The organism is Bacillus sp. YKCMOAS1 (assembly GCF_030268125.1).
Classification (GTDB): domain Bacteria; phylum Bacillota; class Bacilli; order Bacillales; family Bacillaceae; genus Bacillus; species Bacillus safensis.
Window position 1 is genome coordinate 915,588 of the sequence record NZ_BSEI01000001.1, and the last position, 23,638, is coordinate 939,225.

Annotated in this window: 22 protein-coding genes and 4 tRNA genes; 8 read left to right on the forward strand and 18 right to left on the reverse strand. The window is 41.9% G+C overall.

Annotated elements, in window-relative coordinates:
* Positions 1-2: 2 nt before the first annotated feature.
* The 8 genes from QSJ46_RS04655 to QSJ46_RS04690 form a co-directional block, all read right to left on the reverse strand.
* Entirely contained in the window at positions 3-866 is an 864-nt protein-coding gene (locus QSJ46_RS04655; RefSeq protein ID WP_047203088.1) for a two-component system regulatory protein YycI, read from the reverse strand.
* On the reverse strand, positions 853-2,232 hold the full coding sequence (gene yycH / locus QSJ46_RS04660) for a two-component system activity regulator YycH (RefSeq protein WP_212039493.1): 1,380 nt from the start codon (positions 2,230-2,232) through the stop codon (positions 853-855). The genes QSJ46_RS04655 and yycH overlap by 14 nt, the downstream gene beginning before the upstream one ends.
* On the reverse strand, positions 2,222-4,060 hold the full coding sequence (walK, locus tag QSJ46_RS04665) for a cell wall metabolism sensor histidine kinase WalK (RefSeq protein ID WP_024424029.1): 1,839 nt from the start codon (positions 4,058-4,060) through the stop codon (positions 2,222-2,224). Before walK ends, yycH begins: the two co-directional genes overlap by 11 nt.
* 7 nt (positions 4,061-4,067) lie before the next feature.
* The gene (gene yycF / locus QSJ46_RS04670) at positions 4,068-4,775 is read right to left on the reverse strand and encodes a response regulator YycF (protein WP_024424030.1); all 708 of its coding nucleotides are present in this window, start codon (positions 4,773-4,775) and stop codon (positions 4,068-4,070) included.
* 347 nt (positions 4,776-5,122) lie between these two features.
* Positions 5,123-5,195, reverse strand: a tRNA-Phe gene (locus QSJ46_RS04675).
* Between the two features lie 27 nt (positions 5,196-5,222).
* A tRNA-Asp gene (locus QSJ46_RS04680) sits at positions 5,223-5,299 on the reverse strand.
* 82 nt (positions 5,300-5,381) lie between these two features.
* Positions 5,382-5,453 (reverse strand) — tRNA-Glu (locus tag QSJ46_RS04685).
* 6 nt (positions 5,454-5,459) lie between these two features.
* Positions 5,460-5,535 (reverse strand) — tRNA-Lys (locus QSJ46_RS04690).
* Between the two features lie 342 nt (positions 5,536-5,877).
* Between QSJ46_RS04690 and QSJ46_RS04695 the strand changes: the two genes are divergently transcribed.
* A complete protein-coding gene (locus QSJ46_RS04695; protein WP_024424031.1) occupies positions 5,878-6,402 on the forward strand; it encodes a peroxiredoxin family protein in 525 nt (174 codons plus the stop codon).
* Between the two features lie 29 nt (positions 6,403-6,431).
* Here QSJ46_RS04695 and QSJ46_RS04700 read toward each other — a convergent pair whose 3' ends face one another.
* From QSJ46_RS04700 to QSJ46_RS04715, 4 genes are all read right to left on the reverse strand, one after another.
* Entirely contained in the window at positions 6,432-6,641 is a 210-nt protein-coding gene (locus QSJ46_RS04700) for a hypothetical protein (RefSeq protein ID WP_144493773.1), read from the reverse strand.
* A 14-nt stretch (positions 6,642-6,655) separates the two neighbouring features.
* Positions 6,656-7,789, reverse strand: a complete 1,134-nt coding sequence (locus QSJ46_RS04705; protein WP_047203207.1) for a DUF418 domain-containing protein — start codon at positions 7,787-7,789, stop codon at positions 6,656-6,658.
* Positions 7,790-7,925: 136 nt separating this feature from the next.
* Positions 7,926-9,215 carry an adenylosuccinate synthase gene (locus QSJ46_RS04710; RefSeq protein ID WP_285604357.1) on the reverse strand — a complete coding sequence of 430 codons (1,290 nt, stop codon included), beginning with the start codon at positions 9,213-9,215 and terminating at the stop codon, positions 7,926-7,928.
* A gap of 208 nt (positions 9,216-9,423) precedes the next feature.
* Complete coding sequence (locus QSJ46_RS04715; RefSeq protein ID WP_269102938.1) at positions 9,424-10,005, reverse strand: TetR/AcrR family transcriptional regulator; 582 nt, start codon at positions 10,003-10,005, stop codon at positions 9,424-9,426.
* Positions 10,006-10,141: 136 nt separating this feature from the next.
* Between QSJ46_RS04715 and QSJ46_RS04720 the strand changes: the two genes are divergently transcribed.
* Positions 10,142-11,347, forward strand: a complete 1,206-nt coding sequence (locus tag QSJ46_RS04720) for a cytochrome P450 (RefSeq protein ID WP_285604358.1) — start codon at positions 10,142-10,144, stop codon at positions 11,345-11,347.
* 31 nt (positions 11,348-11,378) lie between these two features.
* On the opposite strand, the gene QSJ46_RS04725 is transcribed toward QSJ46_RS04720, so the two are convergent.
* The 5 genes from QSJ46_RS04725 to QSJ46_RS04745 all read right to left on the reverse strand — a co-directional run bounded on the left by QSJ46_RS04725 (position 11,379) and on the right by QSJ46_RS04745 (position 16,349).
* Positions 11,379-11,792, reverse strand: a complete 414-nt coding sequence (locus tag QSJ46_RS04725; protein ID WP_047203210.1) for a VOC family protein — start codon at positions 11,790-11,792, stop codon at positions 11,379-11,381.
* 130 nt (positions 11,793-11,922) lie between these two features.
* Positions 11,923-13,287, reverse strand: coding sequence for a replicative DNA helicase (dnaB, locus tag QSJ46_RS04730; RefSeq protein ID WP_024424034.1), 1,365 nt, complete (start codon positions 13,285-13,287; stop codon positions 11,923-11,925).
* 250 nt (positions 13,288-13,537) lie between these two features.
* Complete coding sequence (locus tag QSJ46_RS04735) at positions 13,538-14,464, reverse strand: DUF4885 family protein (RefSeq protein ID WP_285604359.1); 927 nt, start codon at positions 14,462-14,464, stop codon at positions 13,538-13,540.
* The gene (locus QSJ46_RS04740; protein WP_285604360.1) at positions 14,461-15,408 is read right to left on the reverse strand and encodes a DUF4885 family protein; all 948 of its coding nucleotides are present in this window, start codon (positions 15,406-15,408) and stop codon (positions 14,461-14,463) included. The genes QSJ46_RS04735 and QSJ46_RS04740 overlap by 4 nt, the downstream gene beginning before the upstream one ends.
* Entirely contained in the window at positions 15,405-16,349 is a 945-nt protein-coding gene (locus tag QSJ46_RS04745; protein ID WP_285604361.1) for a DUF4885 family protein, read from the reverse strand. The genes QSJ46_RS04740 and QSJ46_RS04745 overlap by 4 nt, the downstream gene beginning before the upstream one ends.
* A 109-nt stretch (positions 16,350-16,458) precedes the next feature.
* Here QSJ46_RS04745 and QSJ46_RS04750 point away from each other — a divergent pair, with 109 nt between their 5' ends.
* The gene (locus QSJ46_RS04750; protein ID WP_285604362.1) at positions 16,459-17,316 is read left to right on the forward strand and encodes a hypothetical protein; all 858 of its coding nucleotides are present in this window, start codon (positions 16,459-16,461) and stop codon (positions 17,314-17,316) included.
* 118 nt (positions 17,317-17,434) lie between these two features.
* Here QSJ46_RS04750 and QSJ46_RS04755 read toward each other — a convergent pair whose 3' ends face one another.
* On the reverse strand, positions 17,435-17,653 hold the full coding sequence (locus tag QSJ46_RS04755; protein ID WP_285604363.1) for a hypothetical protein: 219 nt from the start codon (positions 17,651-17,653) through the stop codon (positions 17,435-17,437).
* Positions 17,654-18,176: 523 nt separating this feature from the next.
* Between QSJ46_RS04755 and QSJ46_RS04760 the strand changes: the two genes are divergently transcribed.
* The 5 genes from QSJ46_RS04760 to QSJ46_RS04780 are packed head-to-tail and all read left to right on the forward strand — an operon-like array spanning position 18,177 to position 23,630.
* On the forward strand, positions 18,177-19,061 hold the full coding sequence (locus tag QSJ46_RS04760; protein ID WP_224930956.1) for an alpha/beta hydrolase: 885 nt from the start codon (positions 18,177-18,179) through the stop codon (positions 19,059-19,061).
* A gap of 4 nt (positions 19,062-19,065) precedes the next feature.
* Positions 19,066-19,851, forward strand: a complete 786-nt coding sequence (locus tag QSJ46_RS04765) for a 2,3-dihydro-2,3-dihydroxybenzoate dehydrogenase (RefSeq protein WP_047203201.1) — start codon at positions 19,066-19,068, stop codon at positions 19,849-19,851.
* A 26-nt stretch (positions 19,852-19,877) separates the two neighbouring features.
* Positions 19,878-21,059, forward strand: a complete 1,182-nt coding sequence (dhbC, locus tag QSJ46_RS04770; RefSeq protein WP_224930959.1) for an isochorismate synthase DhbC — start codon at positions 19,878-19,880, stop codon at positions 21,057-21,059.
* 24 nt (positions 21,060-21,083) lie between these two features.
* Positions 21,084-22,703 carry a (2,3-dihydroxybenzoyl)adenylate synthase gene (locus QSJ46_RS04775; protein ID WP_047203199.1) on the forward strand — a complete coding sequence of 540 codons (1,620 nt, stop codon included), beginning with the start codon at positions 21,084-21,086 and terminating at the stop codon, positions 22,701-22,703.
* An 18-nt stretch (positions 22,704-22,721) separates the two neighbouring features.
* The gene (locus QSJ46_RS04780; protein ID WP_224930962.1) at positions 22,722-23,630 is read left to right on the forward strand and encodes an isochorismatase family protein; all 909 of its coding nucleotides are present in this window, start codon (positions 22,722-22,724) and stop codon (positions 23,628-23,630) included.
* Positions 23,631-23,638: the final 8 nt, after the last annotated feature.

Below are 23,638 nucleotides of genomic sequence, written 5' to 3' on the forward strand. Positions count from 1 at the left end.
TCTCACTCCATTGAAGATTTGTCATCTTTCTCTATATGATCAAGTGTTGAGCCATCGATGGCATTGATCAAATATTCTTCCTCTGTCTTTTTCTTTGAACCTGCTGATACGCCTTCAAGCTCCACACGCCATACAGGAACCATGACTTGCGTGCTTGCCCCCGGGTATTGCGTATAGTAACCAAGCTCTACCTTTTTCACGGTCGTGTTTTGGCTTAGCATATTTTGCGTATATAAGTCCTTCACGGTTTCAAGTGCTGGGACAAGGGTTTCTTTTCTCACTTCATTAATCGACGTCACCATTGACTGCTGATAAGAGACAACTTCGTTTTGATCGTTAAGATCTAAGGTGATTTTCCCGATGGTTTCGGTGTCATCAAGGCCTTCTTGGAAGATGTATTTCCCTTTATACGTTTGGAAAAAGACGATTTCCCCTGTCTCTTCATCTATATTCCACAGCTTATAATTCTTCCCATCCAGCAAACGCTGGTTTACAAGGTTCGTCGCCGCTGTTTTGATATCCTTTTTCGGCAAGGCAACTGGCTTATTGAAGGTCATTTCAAGCAGCGTGACAGGATCATCTTTGTCTGTTTTCGGGAATGTGCTTTTCGCCTTTTGATCAGCTAATCCGTCGACATCCTTTTTTGTATATTGCTTCTTTTCAGCTGTAATGCGGTATCCAATCTTCGCTTCATCTGATAGATTGCCATATTTGATCCCGTCTGCCTTCATTTCTTCCAGCGTATCCGTTTTTTCGATAATCGCAAAATGATCGGTTGACCGTTTTTCAAAGTATTGAAAACCTAGAAAGATATCGAGAACGAGAAAGGCTAGGATAAAGATCGTTTTGGTCTTATTCCACTCCATGATTCTCGCTCCCCTCTGTCAAAAGATCATTCGATAGAATCACGGTTTTGCCGTTATACTTCATACACCATACAGGCTCCAGCCAGACAAACATCCCTTGATCTTGATCTGATGCATTTGAAGCAGCTTGATATGCCGGGAAAATCTGTTCAATTTTCTCCAAGTCATCATATTTCGTCTGCTTGATGATCAAGTCCTTCAGCTCTGTCCCGTTCATCAGCTTGACCTGTTCACTTTGACTCGCTTTATTGCCAAGAATATAATTTGGACGCTTGTAATTCAAAATGTCATCATTCGCCCATTGGACTTCAAGGGAGGTCATCCCAAATGGATGCTTTGTACTGTTCACAATCGGCAGACCGTCCATAAACATATTGAAGGACAGCTGCTGGTTGCTGTTGATGCCAAAGTATTGGTAGTCATCAGTAAAGCTTCCCGTATCATTGAAATATTTCACGCTTCGCTTGATCAAATCCCCCGTTTGGAAAACAGTGCTGGAATTGATATTGCGATGCTGATATTGAATGCGATGGTCTTTTTGATTGGCTTCAAGGCGGCTTGTGCCATCTGTGTACACCGTCCGGTTTAAATTAGATTCCTCACCGACAAGGCTCGGGTCCGTAAACAAAGCGTCTTTGAACTTGTTTGTCTTAATCGTTTCGATAAAGAACATTTTCGCTTCAAGCTGCTTTTGCTTTCTCGGAAGAAGGAAATCTCGTTTAGAATTCGTAGAGAATGTATAAAGATCATAGCGCGGCATCTCGTTTTGAGCGGCAGCGATACTGTCCATTAGATTACGGTAGTTGGCGGACTCAATTGTCAGCTCAAGCACCGTTTCCTTGCTGTATGAGACCAAGTACACTTTCTTATTGGCCTTATCCTGCTGAGCGAACGGCACGATCATCCGATCAAACGAGTTGTATTCAATGGACTTGTTCGGCCATTTAAAAAGCGCTTGGAAAATATCAATCGGAATCGGATCATTAAACACAAGATCCAATGTCTTTCCTTGCCCTTCGCGTCCATAGAAGAAATTCTTAAATTTCTGCTCGGAATATTGATCTGACACATCATTAATCTCTTTGACATCCCAAAGGCTCACATCATTCCAAAAGTTTTGAAAGAGTTCCTTTTGATCCACTTTAAAATGCTCTCCATTTGAATGGATAAACATCTCGCGCGGCTTCACGACATCAATGAGACTTCTAGGCTCGTCGCTTGAAATCTTCTTCGTTTCCACGACCTGTGTGCCTGTATCTGCCTGATCCTGCATGACGGGCTGGAACATCCAGATATTCCACGTAAATACAAGACTGATCGCAATTAGGATTGTCAATATTATGGTTTTAAAGGTCTCACGCTTCATCCCAATCATCCTCTTGTTCTTCATTGTACGGAAGGGTAAAGGTCACCGTTGTCCCTTTTCCTTCAATGCTGTCAGCCCAAATATCTCCGCCATGAGCCTGAACCATTTCTTTTGCAATCGCAAGACCTAGGCCGGTTCCGCCAAGCTTTCTTGTTCTTGCTTTATCCACTCGATAAAAACGTTCAAAGATTTTATCCATATCCTTCTTCGGAATACCGATTCCTTCATCTTTCACGCTGAATAACACAAGGCCTTTCTCCTCATCCAAATCGACGGTAAACGTGATGTGTCCACCCTCTGGTGAGTATTTCATGGCATTAGAAATGATATTATCGAGCACCTGTGTAATTTTATCTTGATCGATTTCCACATATACTTCACGCTGCGGCAGGTTGCGGATAAAATCGACATGCTGCTCCTTCGTCATTTCAAAACGATCAATGACGAGCGAGATAAACCTGATAAAGTTCGTCCACTCACGGTTGAATTGATAATCTTTGCTGTCGAACTTAGACAGCTGCAGCAGGTCATTGACAAGCCGGATCATGCGCTCAGTTTCATTTTGCGTGACACTGAGGAATCTTGGCGCAAGCTCCTTATCACCAATCGCACCTTCAGCCAGCGCCTCAAGGTAGCTTCGCATCGTCGTCAGCGGTGTGCGCAGCTCATGCGATACGTTCGCGACGAATTCACGACGTTCCGCATCAATTTTCTCCTGCTCTGTGACATCATAAATGACCGCAATTAAGCCATCAATTTTCCCATGCTCTTTCTGAATAACGGAGAAATTAACACGCAATACAGATAGCTGGTCTTCGCGTTCAATTTCGATCAGCATGGAATCTTGATTTTCGACTAAATCTTCAAATGTATGAGTTTCCTCTAAGCCAAGTAAAGACGTAATCGGCATCTCTAGTGCTGTTTCACGTGAAACATTTAACAGCTCTAATGCAGGGCTGTTTAATAGAATAATTGCACCGTTTTGATTCGTTGCGATGACGCCGTCCGTCATATAGGCAATAACAGAAGAAAGCTTTTTCCGCTCACCCTCCGTCATCAGCTGAGCTTCCTCCAGCTCTCTCGTCAGATGGTTAAAGGTTGTCGCAAGCTGGCCAATCTCGTCATGCCCATACTTCCGGACCTTCCTGGAGAAGTTCCCTTTGGCAAGCTCAATCGCTTGCTTTCTCATATCTGAAATAGGATGAGTGATCGTTCTGAAGATGAAGATACCAAGTAGAGCAGTCGTCCCGAGTGCAATCAGTGTACCAGTTGCCAAAATGGTGTTAATGGTTCGCATTTGGTTAAACACACTTTCCATTGAAGACACAACATAAATTACACCAACGGTCTCTTGGTTCTCATTTTTTACGGCTGTCGCAGAAATACGCACCCTTTTATTTGATTCAGGGTCATAGAATTTCTTCTCATAGTCTTTGCCAACCGCGAAAATACGGCTAATGATTTGATCAGTGATTTTCTTGCCGGCAATCTCTTGGCTGCCGTTATTGACAGAGGCAATGACCTCTCTGCTTTCGTCAATATAGCTGACTTCAGAGATTTCATTAGACTCATCTTTGTTGTTAAAATCGTTCAATATCTTTTGAGCATCCTCTTTTAATTCTGCCTTGCTTTTCGATGAATCTTGTTCTAGGTAATACGATAACGAGTAGATTCGCTGATTCAAGGAATTATCATATGAATTAATTAAGGACTGCTCTAGCTGCTTCACAAAGTACACGCCAATGATCTGCATGGCGACGATGATCAGCAGCACGTAAATCAAGGTCAATTTGAAGTGAATCGAGCGAAAAAAACCTACTTTACTCATAAGAATCTTAGTCCTGCTCTGGGTTTCTTAAATAGTAGCCGACGCCTCGTCTTGTCACGATCCAGCTCGGGTGACTAGGGTTGTCTTCAATCTTTTCACGAAGACGGCGGACTGTGACGTCTACTGTACGGACATCTCCGAAGTAATCGTAGCCCCATACGGTTTGCAGTAAGTGCTCACGTGTCATGACTTGTCCGATATGTTTCGCTAAGTAATGAAGCAGTTCGAACTCACGGTGCGTCAATTCAATCGTTTCCTCACGCTTAGACACCACATACGCATCTGGATAAATGACGAGTGATCCAACCTCAATATCATTTGATTCAGATTCTTCCTCCGTCTGTGGAGCAGCGGTTTGTCTTCTCAAATTCGCTTTCACGCGGGCAAGCAGCTCACGCGTACTGAAAGGCTTTGTCACATAATCATCTGCGCCAAGCTCAAGGCCGATGACTTTATCAATTTCAGAGTCTTTTGCTGTCAGCATGATAATGGGCATGTCGTATTTCTTTCTCACTTCACGGCATACTTCAACACCATCTTTATTCGGCAGCATAATGTCGAGCAGAATAATGTCCGGCTTAATTTCTTCTACCATTTCAAGGGCTTCGTTTCCATCATATGCACAATGAACCTCATAGCCCTCTTTCCTTAAATTAAATTCCAATATATCAGCAATCGGTTTTTCATCATCTACGACAAGAATCTTTTTTTCCATTGTGATTTCCTCCTGCATTTTTAGCATCTATGTCATTCCATTTTGCATGTATCATTACGCCTTTTCCGTTTACGAAAAAAAGGCTCACTGTCTATTATAACGTTTTACGAGGCAAAGATAAAAATAATAACGGCTTTCTTTTCTAGTAAACGTTGGATAGAAAGACGCCAGTCAAAAAAATTGATGACTTTTTCCTTTTTTATTGAAACTTTTCCAATCATCAGCCGTCTATATAGATGTAACGTCTTCTTCTTATGGAGCCGGGCCCTACCTAGGTCCGGCTTCTCCCTTTTTATGCCTTCTTTTCATAATAAAAACGCACCTGCGATTGCAGATGCGTTTGGAAGTGGCTCGGGACGGAATCGAACCGCCGACACACGGATTTTCAGTCCGTTGCTCTACCAACTGAGCTACCGAGCCATCATCAAAAAGATGAATATGTATAAATGGCGGTCCGGACGGGACTCGAACCCGCGACCTCCTGCGTGACAGGCAGGCATTCTAACCAACTGAACTACCGGACCTCAGTAACTTGCCCGAAAAAGCAATCGTGGTGCTCCTTCAAGCAAGTGAGGAAAAAATTAGCTTAACGCTAAAGTAAATCAATGACCCGTACGGGATTCGAACCCGTGTTACCGCCGTGAAAGGGCGGTGTCTTAACCGCTTGACCAACGGGCCAATACATGGTGAGCCATGAAGGACTCGAACCTTCGACCCTCTGATTAAAAGTCAGATGCTCTACCAACTGAGCTAATGGCTCTCGGTTTGTGAAAAGTAAATCTGAAGAAGTTGTATTGCGTCAAACCAATCGCTTTAAAAAAGCTGGAACATCGCATCCTAACAAGTTTCAGAGACCTTTGCAACAACGAGATTTATAATATCATAGAATAATTACATATGGCAATACGTTTTTCGACATTTTTTTAAAAAAAGTGTCGGATGTCAAATCTGCTTTCAAAGCCTCCACTTCTGCAACCGCCTTCATTTTACACGTCTTTTCGGATGATCTCTGCCTATTCAAGCACATAGACACGTTTCAGGCCGCTCAAAAATGGCTATACATGAAACAAGTGACATTGTCATTGAAAAAGGAGGAAGCAGTATGAGTTCATTCAAATTAGGAGATAAAATGCCCAACTTTTCACTTCCAACAATACAGGGCGATCACATTGATTTCGACAAACATTTAGAGGAGCATCAAAGCTGGCACCTGATCGTTTTCTTTAGAGGATCTTGGTGTCCGGTATGTGTAGAAGAATTAAAAGAGCTCGAACAGCAGCAGTCATATTTTCAGGACAAGGATATTCACTTGATGGCGATTTCAACCGATAACCCTGATGACTTGAAGGCATTTGCGGATAAAGAGGGACTGTCCTTCCCGATCATGTATGACCATGACCTCACGTCATTAAAAGCATATGAAGTCCACTATCACGGGGAAGATGCCCCATATGAAGACCACGGGGTGCACGGTGAACCCGCCTATTTCTTATTAAATGAAAAAGGGCAAGTGCTCTATCAGCAAAGACAAACAAGTCCGTTTGGCAGACCGCATGCCAACGAATTACGCAAAATCATTCAATACATCCGCAAAAACTTAAAAGGCCAATATAAAAGCCTGAAGTAAGGAAAAAGCCCTCGTGATGAGGGCTTTTTTTATGAATGTTTTTTGTTAAATAGCCAGTCAGCGGAGAAAAAAACAAGGAGTCCCGCCATTAAAATGACAAAAGTAACCGGTGGCCTGTCACCTTGGAAATACGCGTACAACGCATGCCCTCCTAATGCCAGAAGATAAAAGACAAATGCCGGCACAACCGCTTTATGTGCATTCGCTTGTTCTCTTTTCGTCATTTTTTTAAAAAACATTGTGTCTATCCCCTTTATGATGCTTTTTTCATCGTCACCCTGCGAAGTGCCCGTGAACGGATATATTCCAATGGTCCAATTCTCCAAACCTTTAGGCAAACTGCTGAAATCGCGATTTGCAGAAGTGAAATCAATAGCCATGCCAATACAATAAGGGGCGCATTGATTTGACCGCCAAGACCCAATCCCCAGCTATAAAAAAGAATGGAGCAGATGACATTTTGCAGGATGTAGCAGCTAAGCGCCATTTTCCCTACATATTCAAACCAATTCCACATGAACCATGACTCCGTGCGTGCGAGGAGCTTCGCAATGACAGCTATATAGAAAATAGAGAGGAATGGTGAAAAGATGTAGCGCACCACAAATTCCACTAGATCGTTCGGAACGAAGACTAGTGCATTCAGCGGCAGACCAACCCACAGTCCAATTCGGAACAATATTTTCCGGAGAGATTGTCCGCGTTCATTTGCATAAAATACACCGGCTCTCATCATCCGCACACCTAATAAAAATAGAAATGTGTTCATTGGAATGATAAAGATCGCTTCTTCTCGGTACATGAAAAAGTATTGTAACCGTTCTTGAACCTGCGAGATCCATGTCTCTGGCAGCTGCTCTTCTAATGCCGGTTCACCGCCTTGATCATCGGCCGCTGACTCCATTTCAGAGGGGGAGTACACCATCAAACACGACATAACGAGTAGATGAATCACACCTGAGAACATCATGCCCTTCTTGATACGCCTGCTGCCTCCCCGTACAATGTAAGCCACAAGCAGCCCAGTAACGGCATAACTCATGAGCACATCATATTCCATCACGAGCGCAAAATGGACAAAGCCTTCGATGAATAAAAATAAAAGAATCCATAAATAAGTGCCCGGCCAAGGCGTGTTTTTCCTTTTTGCCTGCTGGTATTTCAGCTCCAATCCAACACCAAACATGATCGTGAGCAGCGAGAGCATTTTTCCATATACGAACATGGAGACAAGGCTTTCGAGAAAACTGCCATTTTCATATTCATCCGCAATCTGATCTGTCGCAAAGGTATCTCCTGCATACGCAAAAAACCAGACGTTCGTTCCCAATGTGCCAAGTATAGCAAAACCTCGTAAAATATCTAATAATCGTATTCTTTCTTTCACTAGAACGCTCCTTCCCTCTATACAGTTATCATATTTTGGTAATGATCGGAAGTCCGTTCTACTGAAATTAAGGAATATTTAAACAAAAAAACACCAGTAAAATGCGAGATTTTACTGGTGTCTCATCAATCTATTCTTATGGACGGTACACGCTGCGGACAACGTTCGTTTGTGAACGATCTGGTCCGACTGAGAAAATAGAAAGTGGAATACCTGTTAATTGTGAAATACGCTCTAAATAATGGCGAGCATTTGCAGGCAGTTCACTTAAGTTCTTCACACCTGTAATATCCTCTGTCCATCCAGGCATTTCTTCGTAGACAGGCTCACATTTCGCTAATTCGTTTAGGCTTGCTGGGAATTCCTCTGTGATTTCTCCGTTCAATTTATAAGCAACACAGATTTTCAACTTTTCAATCCCTGTTAGTACATCAATTGAGTTAAGAGATAAATCTGTAATTCCGCTCACACGGCGTGCATGACGGACAACAACGCTGTCAAACCAGCCTACACGGCGCGGGCGTCCAGTTGTCGTACCGTATTCACGGCCAACCTCACGAATTTGATCGCCAATTTCATCATGGAGTTCTGTCGGGAATGGGCCATCTCCAACACGTGTTGTGTACGCTTTTGACACGCCGACCACATGTTGAATTTTCGTTGGTCCTACACCAGAACCAATCGTCACTCCTCCAGCTACTGGGTTAGATGACGTCACAAATGGGTATGTCCCTTGATCGATATCAAGCATGACCCCTTGTGCTCCTTCAAATAGCACGCGGCGGCCTTCATCTAGTGCATCATTCAGAACAACAGATGTGTCTACGACATATTTTTTCACTTGCTGGCCATATTCATAATACTCGTCTAAAATATCTTCAATCTTGAAGCCTTCTGTGTCGTACATTCTCTCTAAAAGACGATTTTTCTCTTCTAGATTACGTGCAAGCTTCTCTTCAAATACTTCACGATCTAATAGATCTGCGACACGGATACCGACGCGAGCTGCTTTGTCCATATAAGCTGGTCCGATTCCTTTTTTCGTCGTGCCGATCTTGTTAGCCCCTTTCCGCTCCTCTTCTACCTCGTCCAATTTTAAATGATAAGGCAGAATAACATGGGCTCTATTGCTGATTCTGAGGTTATCTGTACTCACATTCCGTTCGTGAAGATACGCAAGCTCAGTGACCAACGCTTTAGGATCAACCACCATTCCATTACCGATGACACAAGTTTTCTCTTTATAAAAAATACCGGATGGAATGAGGTGTAGCTTATAAGTCACTCCATCAAATTTGATCGTGTGACCTGCATTGTTTCCCCCTTGATAACGGGCAATCACCTCTGCATTTTCTGAAAGGAAATCGGTAATTTTCCCTTTCCCTTCGTCACCCCACTGCGTACCTACTACGACTACTGAAGACATATCGTGCACCTCCGTTAACCTTTCAAAACGTTATCTCTTTCAAACACATTTATTTTATCAATGCACAACGAAAAAGTCAACGCGAAATCCGAACATTAATATCTCGAAATCAAATTTTGTTCGCTTTAAATATAAAGAAAAGCGCTTTAATCACTTCTTTAGTGCTTGGAAATGGAGATTTTGAGAAAAAACAACGAATTCCCTATTCTTAATGATATTCAAGCAATTGAATCATCGAACTTGCCATGAAGTCAGGTGAGTAGGGTCTTCCTGTCCTCAGCCACCACTCAGCAGTTCCTACATATGCAGAAATGACAAATTGCTTCTGCATATCGAGAGGAACATGCGCCGTATCAGACTTTGAACCAGCAACTCCTTCTAGGCCCAAAGTAAAGCTTTCATCAAAAAAGGCACTGGCTGTCTGATGAATATTAAGCGCTCGTCCTCTTTTTAAGAGAATTTGATACTCCTCTTCATATTCCTGTAAATGTTGATAGAAACGGTAAATATACACATAAGCTTCGTGACCGACTTGCCCATCTTCTTTCTGTACAGGAGCAAAAATAGCGGCTTTCATGATATCGAACATCTCATCCATGACCTGCTGGGCTAAGTCGAACTTATCTTCATAATGCTGATAAAAAGTCGTACGATGAATGCCTGCCGTTTTCGTCAAATCCTGTACAGAAATCTTTGCCCATTCCCTCTCTCTTAGTAACTGAAAGAATGCTTTCCTTAATTGCTGCTTTGATTCAGTTGCCCGCTTATCCCCTCTATAGCAGTCTGCCACGAGCCACTCTCCCCTTCCCATTTTCTTCAACAGATTTCGCTTTTCTGTTGGTTGAATCCTTTCCGTGGATGAATTAACTTTAATCTAACACAATGAAAAAAAGGAATCATCTGACAACCCATAAGGAGTGATGATCGTGGAAACAACAACACCAAATGCTGTGCAAAAAGCGTTAATAAGAGGGAAAAATAAGCAGGATCCGTATCACCCGTTCGATTGGTATGCCAACATGCGTCAAACATCACCTGTTCATTTTGATGAAGCCAGCCAAACATGGAGTGTTTTCACCTATGAAGAAGCAAAACGTGTGACAATCGATAATGATACTTTTTCTAGTCAGCCTCCTAAAGACCGGCGGAAGCATTCCCTGATGAAAACAATGGTGATGATGGACCCACCCAATCACACTCGCATCCGCTCCATTGTAAGCAAAGCCTTTTCACCTCGAGTCATGAAATCGTGGGAACCGCGTATTCAACAATTGATGGAAGAACTCATGGCAGAATTAGAAGGAAAACAAGAGATTGACCTTGTTCAAGATATCTCGTATCCACTCCCAGTCATCGTGATCGCAGAGCTTTTAGGTGTGCCGTCAGAGCATAAACAATCCTTTAAAGAATGGTCAGATATTCTCGTCAGTATGCCTAAAAGTGAACATGAGGAGGATATCGCTGAATGGCAGAAAATTCGGGACAAAGGAGAAGCTGACATGATGGCGTTTTTTGCAGACATTATTGAAAGAAAACGTCAAAACCTCGGTGATGATTTGATTTCTCTCCTCATTCAAGCGGAGGAGATTGGAGACAAGCTGTCAGCGGATGAATTAATTCCATTCTGTAATCTTCTTCTTTTAGCTGGGAATGAAACAACCACCAATTTGATCTCCAATTTGATCTTTAGCTTGTTAGAACAGCCAGGTACGTATGAAGCGCTCGCTCAATCTCCTGAACTTATTCCTCGTGCGGTGGAGGAAGCTGTCCGTTTTCGTGCACCAGCTCCTACGATCGTCCGCTATGTCACAGTAGACACAGAGCTCGGAGGAAAAATGTTGAAAAAGGGAGACAATGTCATTGTGTTTCTTGCGTCTGCCAACAGGGATGAACGTCAATTTTCAAACGCACATGAATTTGATATACACCGCCACCCTAACCCTCATATTGGTTTCGGACACGGCATCCATTTCTGTCTCGGCGCACCCCTTGCCCGTCTTGAGGCATGTACTGCCATAAAGACCTTAATGGAACGATATAAGGAGCTGGAGCTTCTCTCTTACGTTCCAATGACAAACAGCAGTATGTATGGATTGAAAGAGCTGAAACTGCGTGTGACACCTCATTCATAACAGAAAAGACTCCCGCGCATGGGAGTCTTTTTTAAACGGGGGTGATTCCATCTGTATTCATCAGCACAACCCGGTACCCATCTGGGTCTTCAATGGTTGCTCCTCCCCGGTCCCAGTATGGATTCGTTGAGGTGACATGCCGTCCGCCAAATGAAATCAATCTCTCTTTCATTTGCTGAAATTCCTCTTCATCCGGAATATAGAAAACAAGCAGCTGTTCTGGATGCGGGACGGGCAGGCTTTCTTCTTCTTCATGTTTGGTGATTTCTAAATGAACATGCTGGTGAGGCAGCCCGAGCATCACACCATCGTACCCTTCATGCTGATCAAATGAGCCTATTCGTTTAAGCCCTAAGCCTTCTTCATAAAAGGAAACAACCTCTTTCATGTTGACGGTTGGGCGTGCGATACGTAATTGAGCGGCTTCAAACTGTTGAAATTTCATCAGTCTTCACTCCTTTTCTCCTTTTAGTATACGCTTTCTCTTTTTCTCTCTCCTCCTCATATTGACTGTTTTTTCAATCATTCTTTCGATGTAGATCAATCAAAAAAAGCCCAGCTTCTTGAGCTGGGCTTTAAGCACCGGGCGGAACACCCGCATCATCAAATCTTCTTTCCAGGTTGACGAATTTGTTATATTCTTTGACGAACGCCAGTGATACTGTACCAACTGGACCGTTACGCTGTTTGGCAATAATGATTTCGATAATGTTCTTATTCTCTGATTCTTTGTCATAGTAATCATCACGATAAAGGAATGCCACGATATCGGCATCCTGCTCAATACTTCCTGATTCACGAATATCAGACATCATCGGACGTTTGTCCTGACGCTGCTCTACCCCACGGGAAAGCTGAGACAAAGCAATAACGGGAACTTCAAGCTCTCTCGCCAGCGATTTTAAGGCCCTTGAGATTTCAGAAACCTCTTGCTGACGGTTATCGCTTGATCGTCCGCTTCCTTGAATGAGCTGCAAGTAGTCAATCAGAATCATACCAAGACCATTTTCTTGCTTCAAGCGGCGGCATTTCGAGCGAATTTCACTTACTCTGATTCCAGGTGTATCATCAATGAAAATCCCGCTGTTTGACAGCGAGCCCATCGCCATTGTCAGCTTGCCCCAGTCCTCTTCTGTCAGATTACCGGTTCTTAGGTTCTGTGCATTGATATTCCCCTCTGCACACAGCATACGCATAACGAGCTGCTCCGCACCCATCTCTAAACTAAAGATGGCGACACTTTCGTCCGTTTTGGTCGCGACATTTTGGGCAATGTTCAATGCGAAGGCGGTTTTCCCTACTGATGGACGAGCCGCTACAATGATTAAATCATTTCGCTGGAATCCAGCTGTCATCCGGTCAAGCTCAGAGAAACCCGTTGGAATCCCTGTGATATCGCCTTTGCGGTTATGAAGCTGTTCAATATTATCGTATGTTTGAACAAGAACGTCCTTAATGTTTTGAAAGGCTCCTGAGTTTTTACGCTGCGCCACTTCCATAATGGTCTTTTCAGCATCACTCAACAGGTCTTCTACTTCATCCTCACGCGTGTACCCATCCTGTGCAATGGTTGTCGCCGTACGGATCAGACGTCTTAAAATGGATTTCTCTTCTACAATTTTTGCATAGTATTCAATGTTTGCGGCAGTTGGGACCGAGTTCGCAATATCGGTTAAATACGAAATCCCGCCTACCTCTTCTAGTAAATCTGTATTGGCAAGCTCAGATGTCACCGTGACAAGATCGACCGGTTCTCCTCTATCGCCAAGTATAAGCATCGCATTGTAAATCTTTTGATGCGACATTCTATAGAAATCCTCTGGAATTAATACCTCAGAAGCGAGCGTTAGCGCAGATGGTTCTAAAAAAACAGCACCTAATACGGCCTGCTCGGCTTCTATATTTTGCGGCGGCAGCCGGTCATCGAGAAGTTCCGTCATGCCAAGCACCGTCCTTTCATAAAAAAATACGCTACTCATCATTTTAACATTTTCATCAATAAAAAAGTGAAAAACATCGACTATAGTCAAAATTACCATGAGGATGTTTCGTTGAACAGCGAAACAGCGCACTTCAATAGAAAAGACTCTGTAACATAAATTGTTATAGAGTCCTTTATTAACGGTATCTGGTTTTGTACCTGTTGTCGTCCACGTTTTATTAATCTATTGTTCTCTTAATCCCATAATTCTATTTTTGTCCAATGTCTTGTAAAGAGCCATTTTGATATCCAATAGATAGCACCAAATCTGGAATGGAATCAAACCCGTTTTTCGCTAGATCAAATAGCTGTGCTCCGTAATGTGAAGCGGCAATGCGCGCATTTTCTGCTGTGTATGGATTTTTCAGGAGTTCTTCTTTGTATAGATCAAAAATATTCGCTCCGTTATCCGTTACAAATTGACCATTTACAATGCTTAAATCCTTTAAATTGTAGCCTGTCACCGTTTTGATTTGGTTGACAAGATGGAACTTTGCCAGAGAATCCGGTGTGAATTGAGTAGAATCATCATTTCTGCTTTTCATAATATGGAAAAATAGTTCTCTTGTATTGTTGGTTGTATTTAATAGGTCTTCTATTTGCTTCATCAACGATTCGTCTTTTGAACCACTTACCACTAATTTAAAATTGTTCGGGTCAATGGTAAAAGTGAGATTTGTGTTTTTAGGAATGGTTATACCGTTTTTAGAGAATAAATCTTGTAACTGTTCGTTGACCTTTTGACGATTGAGTATTTTCTTTTCTACACTTTCTTGTGTAGGATCGTACCGTTTTTCATTACGGAAGATGGCGTCATTAAAGTCATATTGACCTCCTTTATTATTCCTTGCCCAACTCATTTCCATAATGTAAGCAGCTTCTCTTTCCGGTTTTGTTAAATCACTTCTGAAATAAGAAGAATAAGGGTTTCTATACTTATTATATATATGATCTTGAGGATCTTTGAATCGTTTATTTTGTTCATTTATTTTTTGATATTTTTCATCTAGTATTTTCATTCGTTTATCAGCTTCGGTCATCACCTCATTTGTACTTTTAATAGCTGAATGGCTATTGAAGTCCGGAGTGTTCTGCTTATTTAGAACGGCTGTCGTGTTAGATGTATTTATCTTCACTTTGATACTCCGTAATTCACCTTTTGTCCAATGTCATATAAAGAGCCATTTTGGTAACCAATAGATAACACCAAATCTGGAATAGAATCAAACCCGTTTTTCGCTAGATCAAATAGCTGTGCTCCGTAATGTGAAGCGGCAATGCGTGCATTTTCTGCTGTGTATGGATTTTTCAGGAGTTCTTCTTTGTATAGATCAAAAATATTCGCTCCGTTATCCGTTACAAATTGACCGTTTACAATGCTTAAATCTTTTAAATTGTAGCCTGTCACCGTTTTGATTTGGTTGACAAGATGGAACTTTGCCAGAGAATCCGGTGTGAATTGAGTAGAATCATCATTTCTGCTTTTCATAATATGGAAAAATAGTTCTCTTGTATTGTTGGTTGTATTTAATAGGTCTTCTATTTGCTTCATCAACGATTCGTCTTTTGAACCACTTACCACTAATTTAAAATTGTTCGGGTCAATGGTAAAAGTGAGATTTGTGTTTTTAGGAATGGTTATACCGTTTTTAGAGAATAAATCTTGTAACTGTTCGTTGACCTTTTGACGATTGAGTATTTTCTTTTCTACACTTTCTTGTGTAGGATCGTACCGTTTTTCATTACGGAAGGCGGCATCATTAGAATTATAATGCCCTCCTGTTCCACTATTAGCCCATCCAATTTCAATAGAGTAAGCCGCCTCTCTTTCCGGTTTGGTTAAATCATTTCTATAATAAGGGGAATGTGGATTTCGATACTTATCAAATATATGACCATGAGGGTCTTGGAATCGTTTATTTTGTTCATTAATTTTTTCGTATTTTTCATCTAATATTTTCATTCGTCTATCAGATTCGGTCATCACCTCATTTGTACTTTTAATAGCTGAATGGCTATTGAAGTCCGGAAGGTTCTGCTTATTTAGAACAGCTGTCGTGTTAGATGTATTTATCTTCACTTTGATACTCCGTAATTCACCTTTTGTCCAATGTCATATAAGGAGCCGTTTTGGTAACCAATAGATAACACCAAATCTGGAATAGAATCAAACCCGTTTTTTGCTAGATCAAATAGCTGTGCTCCGTAATGTGAAGCGGCAATGCGCGCATTTTCTGCTGTGTATGGATTTTTCAGGAGTTCTTCTTTGTATAGATCAAAAATATTCGCTCCGTTATCCGTTACAAATTGACCATTTACAATGCTTAAATCCTTTAAATTGTAGCCTGTCACCGTTTTGATTTGATTGACAAGATGGAACTTTGCTAGTGAATCCGGTGTGAATTGAGTAGAATCATCATTTCTACTTTCCGTAATATGGAAAAATAATTCTCTTGTATTGTTGGTTGTATTTAATAGGTCTTCTATTTGTTTCATCAGCGATTCGTCTGTTGATCCACTCACCACTAATTTGAAATTATTTGGATCAATGGTAAAAGTTAAATTTGTGTTTTTAGGAATGGTTATACCGTTTTTAGAGAATAAATCTTGTAATTGTTCGTTGACCTTTTGACGATTGAGTATTTTCTTTTCTACACTTTCTTGTGTAGGATCGTACCGTTTTTCATTACGGAAGATGGCGTCATTAAAGTCATATTGACCTCCTTTTCCAGAATTAGCCCAGCCAATCTCCATCGTATAAGCAGCTTCTCTTTCTACTTTAGTTAGATCACTCCTGAAATAAGGAGAGCGTGGATTTCGATACTTATCGTGTATATGACTTTGAGGATTTTTGAAACGTTTATTTTGTTCATTTATTTTTTCGTATTTTTCATCCAATATTTTCATCCGTCTATCAGATTCGGTCATCACCTCATTTGTACTTTTAATAGCTGATTGACCTTTATCGTCTATTCGGTTCTGATTGTTTGAAGGTATCGTATATGACGTATTAATATTCATTTTGATTCTCCTTTTTTAAAAAATTAGTGATTATTAAATATATCGGCAATTCAGTTAAAATTTGTTAGTTTTGATCAAATGTAGTAATTATTATAAGTAGGGTTAAAATATGACAAATACTATCTTCAAACGTTTTTTATTACCTGCATTATTATTAGTGTTTGTTACTAGTTTTTTTGCACCTCATTCAGCAGAAGCGGCTATTACAGGGAATAACAGTCCTAACACAGCAAGTTTAATGGGATATTGGAAAAACAGTCGTCCAGATACAACAATCTTACCTGAAGGGGAAAATGAAGCGTATTATCAGTTCACGATCAATAAGGGTGAAAGGGTTTATGTGAGAAGTTCATATGATAAGCAATATACGGGGATGAAAATCGAAGTGTATAATTCAAAGAGTTCTAAGCCAGGATCAAGAGTCATTAATCCTGATTCAATAACGCCCTTTATTTTTGCAAATACTGGTGACGTTACTTCAACTTCAGAAACTTATTTTGTGAAAGTGACCCATGGTACATATACAGGGAATATGTACTTTACTGTTTCCATTCAAGATCGTATTAAATCTGGGAATGGGACATTCAATTTTACGGGGACTGCTACTAACTTGGGGAATTCTTCTTTGAATCTAGCAGGTGTTGATTCTTCTGTCATTACAATGGATTTAACGACCAATTCTTCTATTCCTAACAATGCTATCGTAAAATCAATTACGACAACTAGTACCCAAACACCAAACCAAGGAAATGTCACACACAAACTGATGGCTGATGAAAACAAGATTTGGAACCAATCACTTTTTTCATCTGCAACAAGTGGTTCTTACCGTATTTCTCTGGATGATCAATTAAAAGTCGCGCAAAAATGGAGCTTTAAGTACAACGCAAAGGCTACAGCGAGATCTACTATGAGCAATGTCAAAGCCGATATTCGTTACGAATATGATGTCACAGATGGATTCTAATTGAATGGTGTTTGCAGAAAAAAAGTAAGGGGACATCCCTTACTTTTTTAATTACCGCATTTTTGATGCTATATGATCTTTTGCCACTCTTAAAACAGCACCGTCCTTCCATAAGAAATTATTGGGGTTTTTGCTTGAGGGCGTGTTGAAAGAGGAGTACGGTGATCATATCGGTGGCCCGCTGGTATAAATCCCATTGTTCATAGGCCGCAAATGACATCCGTATTTCATGTAATGACTGTTTCATTTCATGATATTCTTCCACTGTAAACGTTTTTGTCAGTTTGAGCTGATTTTCATGCAGTTTTTGCCTCAGCTTTCCTAATGAAGTTTTCATTCTGCCTACATTCCCTTCGATCTTGTCTTCCTTAGAAAATTGTATATGAATTTACGTATAATATTGAATAAGTTGTGAGATATGATCACCAGCTTTTCGAAAAATTCTCCTCTTTTTTCCTAAAAATACAAGAAGGTCTATAGACTTATTTTTCCGCAAAATGATTTCAAGAAGAAAAACCTATATATATTCCTGAATCAAACAGAAGAAAATGGTAAATATCCCGAGACGGTCAAGGTCTTTTGGTATTTCTCATCTTTTTAAATAACTCAGTCCGGCATTCCCTATTTCCATTCATTTGGTAGTTATTTAGTCCTTTATTTTCATAATATTTAGATTAAATGATCAACTACACGACTTAATGAACATTTGACTTCATAATTGATAACCATTATCATTTGATTTGCTTGCGTGATAATTGAGAATCATTTTCATTTGAATTCTACTACTACACTCATCCTATATCCGCAAGCCTGCTTTTATCATCGTATGAGAGTCATTTTGAGGAAGGGGATTTTTACACATGTCCAAACGCCCTGAAGGAATGGGTACTGAGGATTCACTTTTCGGAGAAAGCCGGCCTTTTTTTATACCGGGGACGGAGCAACTGGATATCGCAGCACACCCATACAGACTTTTTATATTTAAACCGAATACTACTCCTCCAGCGGCTGGTTTTCCAGTCATGTACGTGCTTGATGGGAATTCACTTTTTGGCACAATGGTCGAAGCACTTCGTTTACAGTCGAGAAGACCTGAAAAAACAGGTGTCGTACCTGCCATCATTGTTGGAATTGGCTATCAGACAGAAGCACCCTATCATCCGCTCAGGCATTATGATCTCACTCTAACCGGCCCTGATGCTTCGATTGGTGGCAAAAGAAAGGACTTCTCCAACCATACATATGGCGGCGCCTCTGCGTTCTTTTCTTTTTTAGAAAAGATTGTAAAGCCTTATATCGAGCAGCGCTTTCCGATCAACCAGAGTCGTCAAACACTGTTTGGGCATTCTCTTGGTGGTCTTTTTGTATTAAACACACTATTTGAGCACCCTGATGCTTTTCAGACATATATTGCAGGCAGTCCTTCTATCCACTGGAACAAAAAATTATTTCTAGAAAAAGAATACCAATTCACTAGCCATATACGTCAGGTGCCTACGGATGTCAGGCTGCTTGTAGGTGTAGGTGAGTTAGAAAAACATCATCCATGTCAAATGAATGATCATGCACGTGCACTAGTAAATCGGATGCTGCCTTTATCTTCATATGGCTTGCATACGGCCTATCACGAGTTCCCTGAAGAAGGACATACGTCCGTTTTACCAGTGCTGATGAATTACGCTTTTCGTTTTGCACTCTATCATGATGATCCTTTCACAACCACAGACATGAAGGAAAGGCAGTGAACACATGAAACATAGTGGTCTATCTCAAAAAATTGCCCTGATCACAGGCGCAGGACAAGGTATTGGACAAGCAGTCGCAAAAAGACTAGCCGAGGAAGGTGCGATTATTGCAGCAGTTGACGCAAATGAAGATCAGCTGCAAAGCACCGTCAGGCAAATGAATGATGATGGCATACGTGCCTTTGCCTATCCAGGGGACATCACCGATCAAGCTTCTGTTCAGCACATTGTTGATCAAATTGAAAAGCAGCTTGGACCCATTTATTTACTGGTCAATGTAGCAGGCATTCTTCGAATCAGTTCCATTGACCAGCTTAGTGCAGATGACTGGCAACAAACTTTCGCAGTCAACACACACGGTGTCTTTTACGTATCTCAAGCTGTCTCCAAATACATGGTGAAAAGATCAGAAGGGGTCATTGTGACCGTCAGCTCTAACGCAGGTGCCATCCCTAGAGTGAATATGGCTGCCTATGCCGCCTCGAAAGCAGCAGCTACTTCCTTTACAAAAACGCTTGGTTTAGAGCTGGCAGCCTACGGGATCAGGTGCAACGTCGTCTCTCCCGGCTCTACCGCAACACCTATGCAATGGGCTTTATGGGCTGATGAACAAGGAGAAGCTCAGGTGATTAAAGGCTCATTAGAGACGTATAAAACCGGTATTCCTTTACAAAAAATCGCTGATCCTCAAAACATCGCTGATGCAGTCATTTTCTTTGCATCTGAGCAATCCAGTCATATTACGATGCAGAATCTCACGATTGATGGTGGCGCAACACTCGGAATCTAGCATTTCATTCAAAAGGAGGCCTTTTCATGAAACATTCATTATTGTCGTCAAAAGAAAAAGTACAGTTGCTTCAAGACTATCAGCCAGGCGCTTTTTTCCTTGCTTCTCCTAAACGCACGATACTTGCCGAAGGGATATTCAAGCATATTGAAACCAATCAACTAAATGAACTATCCACAAAGGTAGCGCACGTATTTGACGCTGCCAAACAAGCTGGTATTCAAGCACCGATTGTTGCTGGTGCTGTCCCGTTTGATCCAGTGCAGCCCGTTCGTTTAAATGTGCCAGTCCATGTACAGTTTAGTGATCCACTCGAATTTCAACAAGCTGATGAGGAACCAGAAGCTGCATCTCCATCTTATGAGGTGACACCTGTCCCTGCTCCAGATGTCTACATGGAAGGTGTGAACGAAGGGTTAGCTAAAATTGAGAGCGGAGAGCTTAGCAAAATCGTACTCTCTCGATCCCTCCATCTCAAATCAAATCAAGAAATTCATACGAAAGCAATACTCGAACGACTGGCTCGCCATAATACGACTGGCTATACGTTTGCTACAAATGTAGCTGACCCGGCATCTTCCGAAAAGCGAACACTTCTTGGGGCAAGTCCTGAGCTGCTTCTTTCAAAAACTGGTTCATCTGTGATTTCCAATCCACTCGCTGGTTCTCGGCCCCGCAGTTCAGATCCAGTAGAAGACAAGCGCCGTCACGATGAACTCCTTACTTCAGCGAAGGATTTACACGAGCATGCAGTGGTTGTCGAAGCTGTCACTAAAGCGCTTGCTCCTTACTGTCATACACTAGATGTGCCTGCATCACCCTCCGTCATACAAACAGAAACGATGTGGCATTTATCTACTGTCGTAAAAGGTGAATTAGCAGATCCAAATGTGTCCTCAATTGATATAGCGCTGAGCCTTCATCCAACACCTGCAGTATGCGGAACACCTACAGCAGATGCACGTGAAGCCATCCAAGCAATCGAACCCTTCGATCGAGGATTTTTCACAGGAATGATCGGCTGGGCAGATGAAAATGGTGATGGTGATTGGATTGTCACCATTCGTTGTGCAGAAGCTGAGGGTCACTCCCTTCGCCTTTTTGCTGGTGCAGGAGTGGTCAAAGGGTCAAAGGCAGAAGAAGAGCTAGCTGAAACATCTGCAAAATTCAACACAATGCTTCATGCGATGGGCATCCATCAGCTATAAAAATTCTTAGGAGATGACAAAAACATGTTTGTTCAACCACCTACATGGCCAGAAGAATTTGCAAAACGCTACCGTGAAAACGGCTGTTGGCGTGGGGAAACCTTTGGCGGTATGCTTCGTGCACGTGCCGCATCGTTAGGAAATAAAACAGCGATTACATACGCTGATACGCACATGAGCTACCAAGAACTCGATGAGCGCGTCAGCAGTCTTGCTGCCGGTTTTCATCAGCTTGGCATTCAAAAAGGAAGTCGAGTTGTCGTGCAGCTTCCGAACATTCCTGCTTTTTTTGAGGTCATTTTCGCTTTATTTCGAATCGGTGCTTTACCCGTCTTCTCTCTGCCGTCTCATAGAAGCAGTGAAATCACTTATTTTATTGAGTTTGCCGAAGCAGACGCATATGTCATACCGGATATCGATGGCGGCTTTGATTATCGAACACTCGCACGTCAAGTGAAAGAAAAGCTTCCCTCATTACCTCATGTCATTGTTGCAGGGGAAGCTGAGGAATTCCTTGGCTTAGATGATCTGCGCAAGGACCCAGCACTTGATCCGCACATTCATGTAGAGGCAAGCGATATTGCATTTCTTCAGTTATCTGGAGGCAGCACAGGCCTTTCTAAGCTGATCCCTCGCACGCATGATGACTATATTTATAGTCTTTGGAAAAGCAATGAGGTGTGCGAGCTCACGCAAGAAAGTGTGTATCTAGCTGCACTTCCAGTTGCGCACAACTATCCATTAAGCTCGCCTGGAGTCCTTGGGACGTTATACGCAGGCGGAAGAGTCGTTCTTGCACCTGGATCAAGCCCTGATGTAATCTTTCCACTCATTGAAAAAGAACGGGCGACCATTACCGCTGTCGTTCCACCTATCGCATTGATTTGGCTAGAGGCCGCTCCTCATCGATCAGATGACTTATCGAGTCTTGAAGTCTTACAAGTCGGCGGTGCTAAATTCAGTGCTGAGGCAGCAAAACGAGTGATGCCTGCCCTTGGATGTAAGTTACAGCAAGTTTTTGGCATGGCAGAAGGTCTGGTCAACTATACCAGATTAGATGATCCTGAACATGTCATTATTCATACACAAGGACGCCCGATGTCTGAATATGATGAGGTACTAGTGGTTGATGATGAGGACAAGCCCGTCTCGCATGAAGTGGCTGGACATCTTTTAACAAGAGGACCTTATACGATTCGCGGCTACTATAAAGCCGATGAACAAAACAAAAAAGCATTTACACCCGATGGCTTTTACAGAACAGGTGACATCGTGCGATTAACCAAAGAAGGAAATGTTGTTGTAGAAGGCAGAGACAAGGATCAAATCAATCGTGGCGGTGAAAAGGTTGCCGCTGAAGAAGTTGAAAACCATTTACTTGCGCATGCTGACATTCATGATGCCGCCATGGTATCCATGCCGGATCCATTTCTTGGCGAACGCTCATGTGCCTTTGTTATCGCGAAAGGAAACAACAAACCAGCACCGCACGTCTTAAAATCATTTCTAAGAGAACGCGGGCTCGCAGCCTATAAAATTCCTGACCGCATTGAATGGATCGATGCGTTCCCACAAACAGGTGTAGGCAAAGTCAGTAAAAAAGCATTAAGAGAATTAGCTGCAACCCATACTGCCAACGTATAAAAATGAGGAGTGAAAACCATGGCAATCCCTACTATTCCTGCGTATCCAATGCCAGGCACACAAGATTTACCAGAAAATAAAGTGAACTGGATACCAGATCCGAAACGTGCTGTTCTGCTGATACATGACATGCAGCAATATTTTTTAAATGCATTTCAACAAGATACATCACCGATTACAGAATTAGTTCAGCATATTGAACAATTACGTGATACATGCAATGAACTTGGCATTCCAGTCGTCTATACAGCACAGCCTGGTGACCAAGACCCGAAGGATCGTGCCCTATTAACAGATTTTTGGGGACCTGGACTTGGTGATGATGAAGCATTGACAAAAATCATTGATCAGCTTGCTCCATCTGAGGAAGATACAATGCTGACAAAATGGCGTTATAGTGCATTCAAGAAATCTAATTTTTTGGAAATTCTTCAAGAAGGCGGACGTGATCAACTGATCATTACTGGCGTATATGCACATATTGGCTGTATGCTGACAGCCGCAGAAGCATTTATGCTCGATATTGAAACCTTTTTTGTCGCCGATGCCGTCGCTGACTTTTCACTTAAGCATCACAAAATGGCGATGACCTATGCAGCTGAACGCTGTGCGGTCACCACAACAACAAATCAAATCATTGGTCGTTTAACAGGACAGGAAGCAGAAAATGATGACCTATCCTTTGAGGCCATTCTTCAGCAAGTAGCTGAGTATCTCCAAATGGAGCCGAATGAAATACCGCTTGACGAGAATCTCGTCTACCTTGGACTTGATTCTATTAGAATGATGAGCCTAGCAGAAAAGTGGAGACAACAAGGAGCAACAGTCAATTTCGTTGAGCTTGCAGCAAATCCAACACTCGCTCATTGGCGGACTCTTCTTTTCCCAGACAAACAACCATCTATTCCAAATATCGATTACTTGTAAAGGAGGTA

Bases quoted from the DNA above. Each gene is read 5' to 3' on its own strand.
- yycH (WP_212039493.1), bottom strand. From the start codon at position 2,232: ATGAAGCGTGAGACCTTTAAAACCATAATATTGACAATCCTAATTGCG.
- walK (WP_024424029.1), bottom strand. From the start codon at position 4,060: ATGAGTAAAGTAGGTTTTTTTCGCTCGATTCACTTCAAATTGACCTTG.
- dnaB (WP_024424034.1), bottom strand. From the start codon at position 13,287: ATGACGGAACTTCTCGATGACCGGCTGCCGCCGCAAAATATAGAAGCC.
- yycF (WP_024424030.1), bottom strand. From the start codon at position 4,775: ATGGAAAAAAAGATTCTTGTCGTAGATGATGAAAAACCGATTGCTGAT.
- dhbC (WP_224930959.1), top strand. From the start codon at position 19,878: ATGAAACATTCATTATTGTCGTCAAAAGAAAAAGTACAGTTGCTTCAA.
- QSJ46_RS04750 (WP_285604362.1), top strand. From the start codon at position 16,459: ATGACAAATACTATCTTCAAACGTTTTTTATTACCTGCATTATTATTA.
- QSJ46_RS04710 (WP_285604357.1), bottom strand. From the start codon at position 9,215: ATGTCTTCAGTAGTCGTAGTAGGTACGCAGTGGGGTGACGAAGGGAAA.
- QSJ46_RS04745 (WP_285604361.1), bottom strand. From the start codon at position 16,349: ATGAATATTAATACGTCATATACGATACCTTCAAACAATCAGAACCGA.
- QSJ46_RS04760 (WP_224930956.1), top strand. From the start codon at position 18,177: ATGTCCAAACGCCCTGAAGGAATGGGTACTGAGGATTCACTTTTCGGA.
- QSJ46_RS04725 (WP_047203210.1), bottom strand. From the start codon at position 11,792: ATGAAATTTCAACAGTTTGAAGCCGCTCAATTACGTATCGCACGCCCA.
- QSJ46_RS04780 (WP_224930962.1), top strand. From the start codon at position 22,722: ATGGCAATCCCTACTATTCCTGCGTATCCAATGCCAGGCACACAAGAT.
- QSJ46_RS04655 (WP_047203088.1), bottom strand. From the start codon at position 866: ATGGAGTGGAATAAGACCAAAACGATCTTTATCCTAGCCTTTCTCGTT.
- QSJ46_RS04765 (WP_047203201.1), top strand. From the start codon at position 19,066: ATGAAACATAGTGGTCTATCTCAAAAAATTGCCCTGATCACAGGCGCA.
- QSJ46_RS04755 (WP_285604363.1), bottom strand. From the start codon at position 17,653: ATGAAAACTTCATTAGGAAAGCTGAGGCAAAAACTGCATGAAAATCAG.
- QSJ46_RS04775 (WP_047203199.1), top strand. From the start codon at position 21,084: ATGTTTGTTCAACCACCTACATGGCCAGAAGAATTTGCAAAACGCTAC.
- QSJ46_RS04695 (WP_024424031.1), top strand. From the start codon at position 5,878: ATGAGTTCATTCAAATTAGGAGATAAAATGCCCAACTTTTCACTTCCA.
- QSJ46_RS04700 (WP_144493773.1), bottom strand. From the start codon at position 6,641: ATGTTTTTTAAAAAAATGACGAAAAGAGAACAAGCGAATGCACATAAA.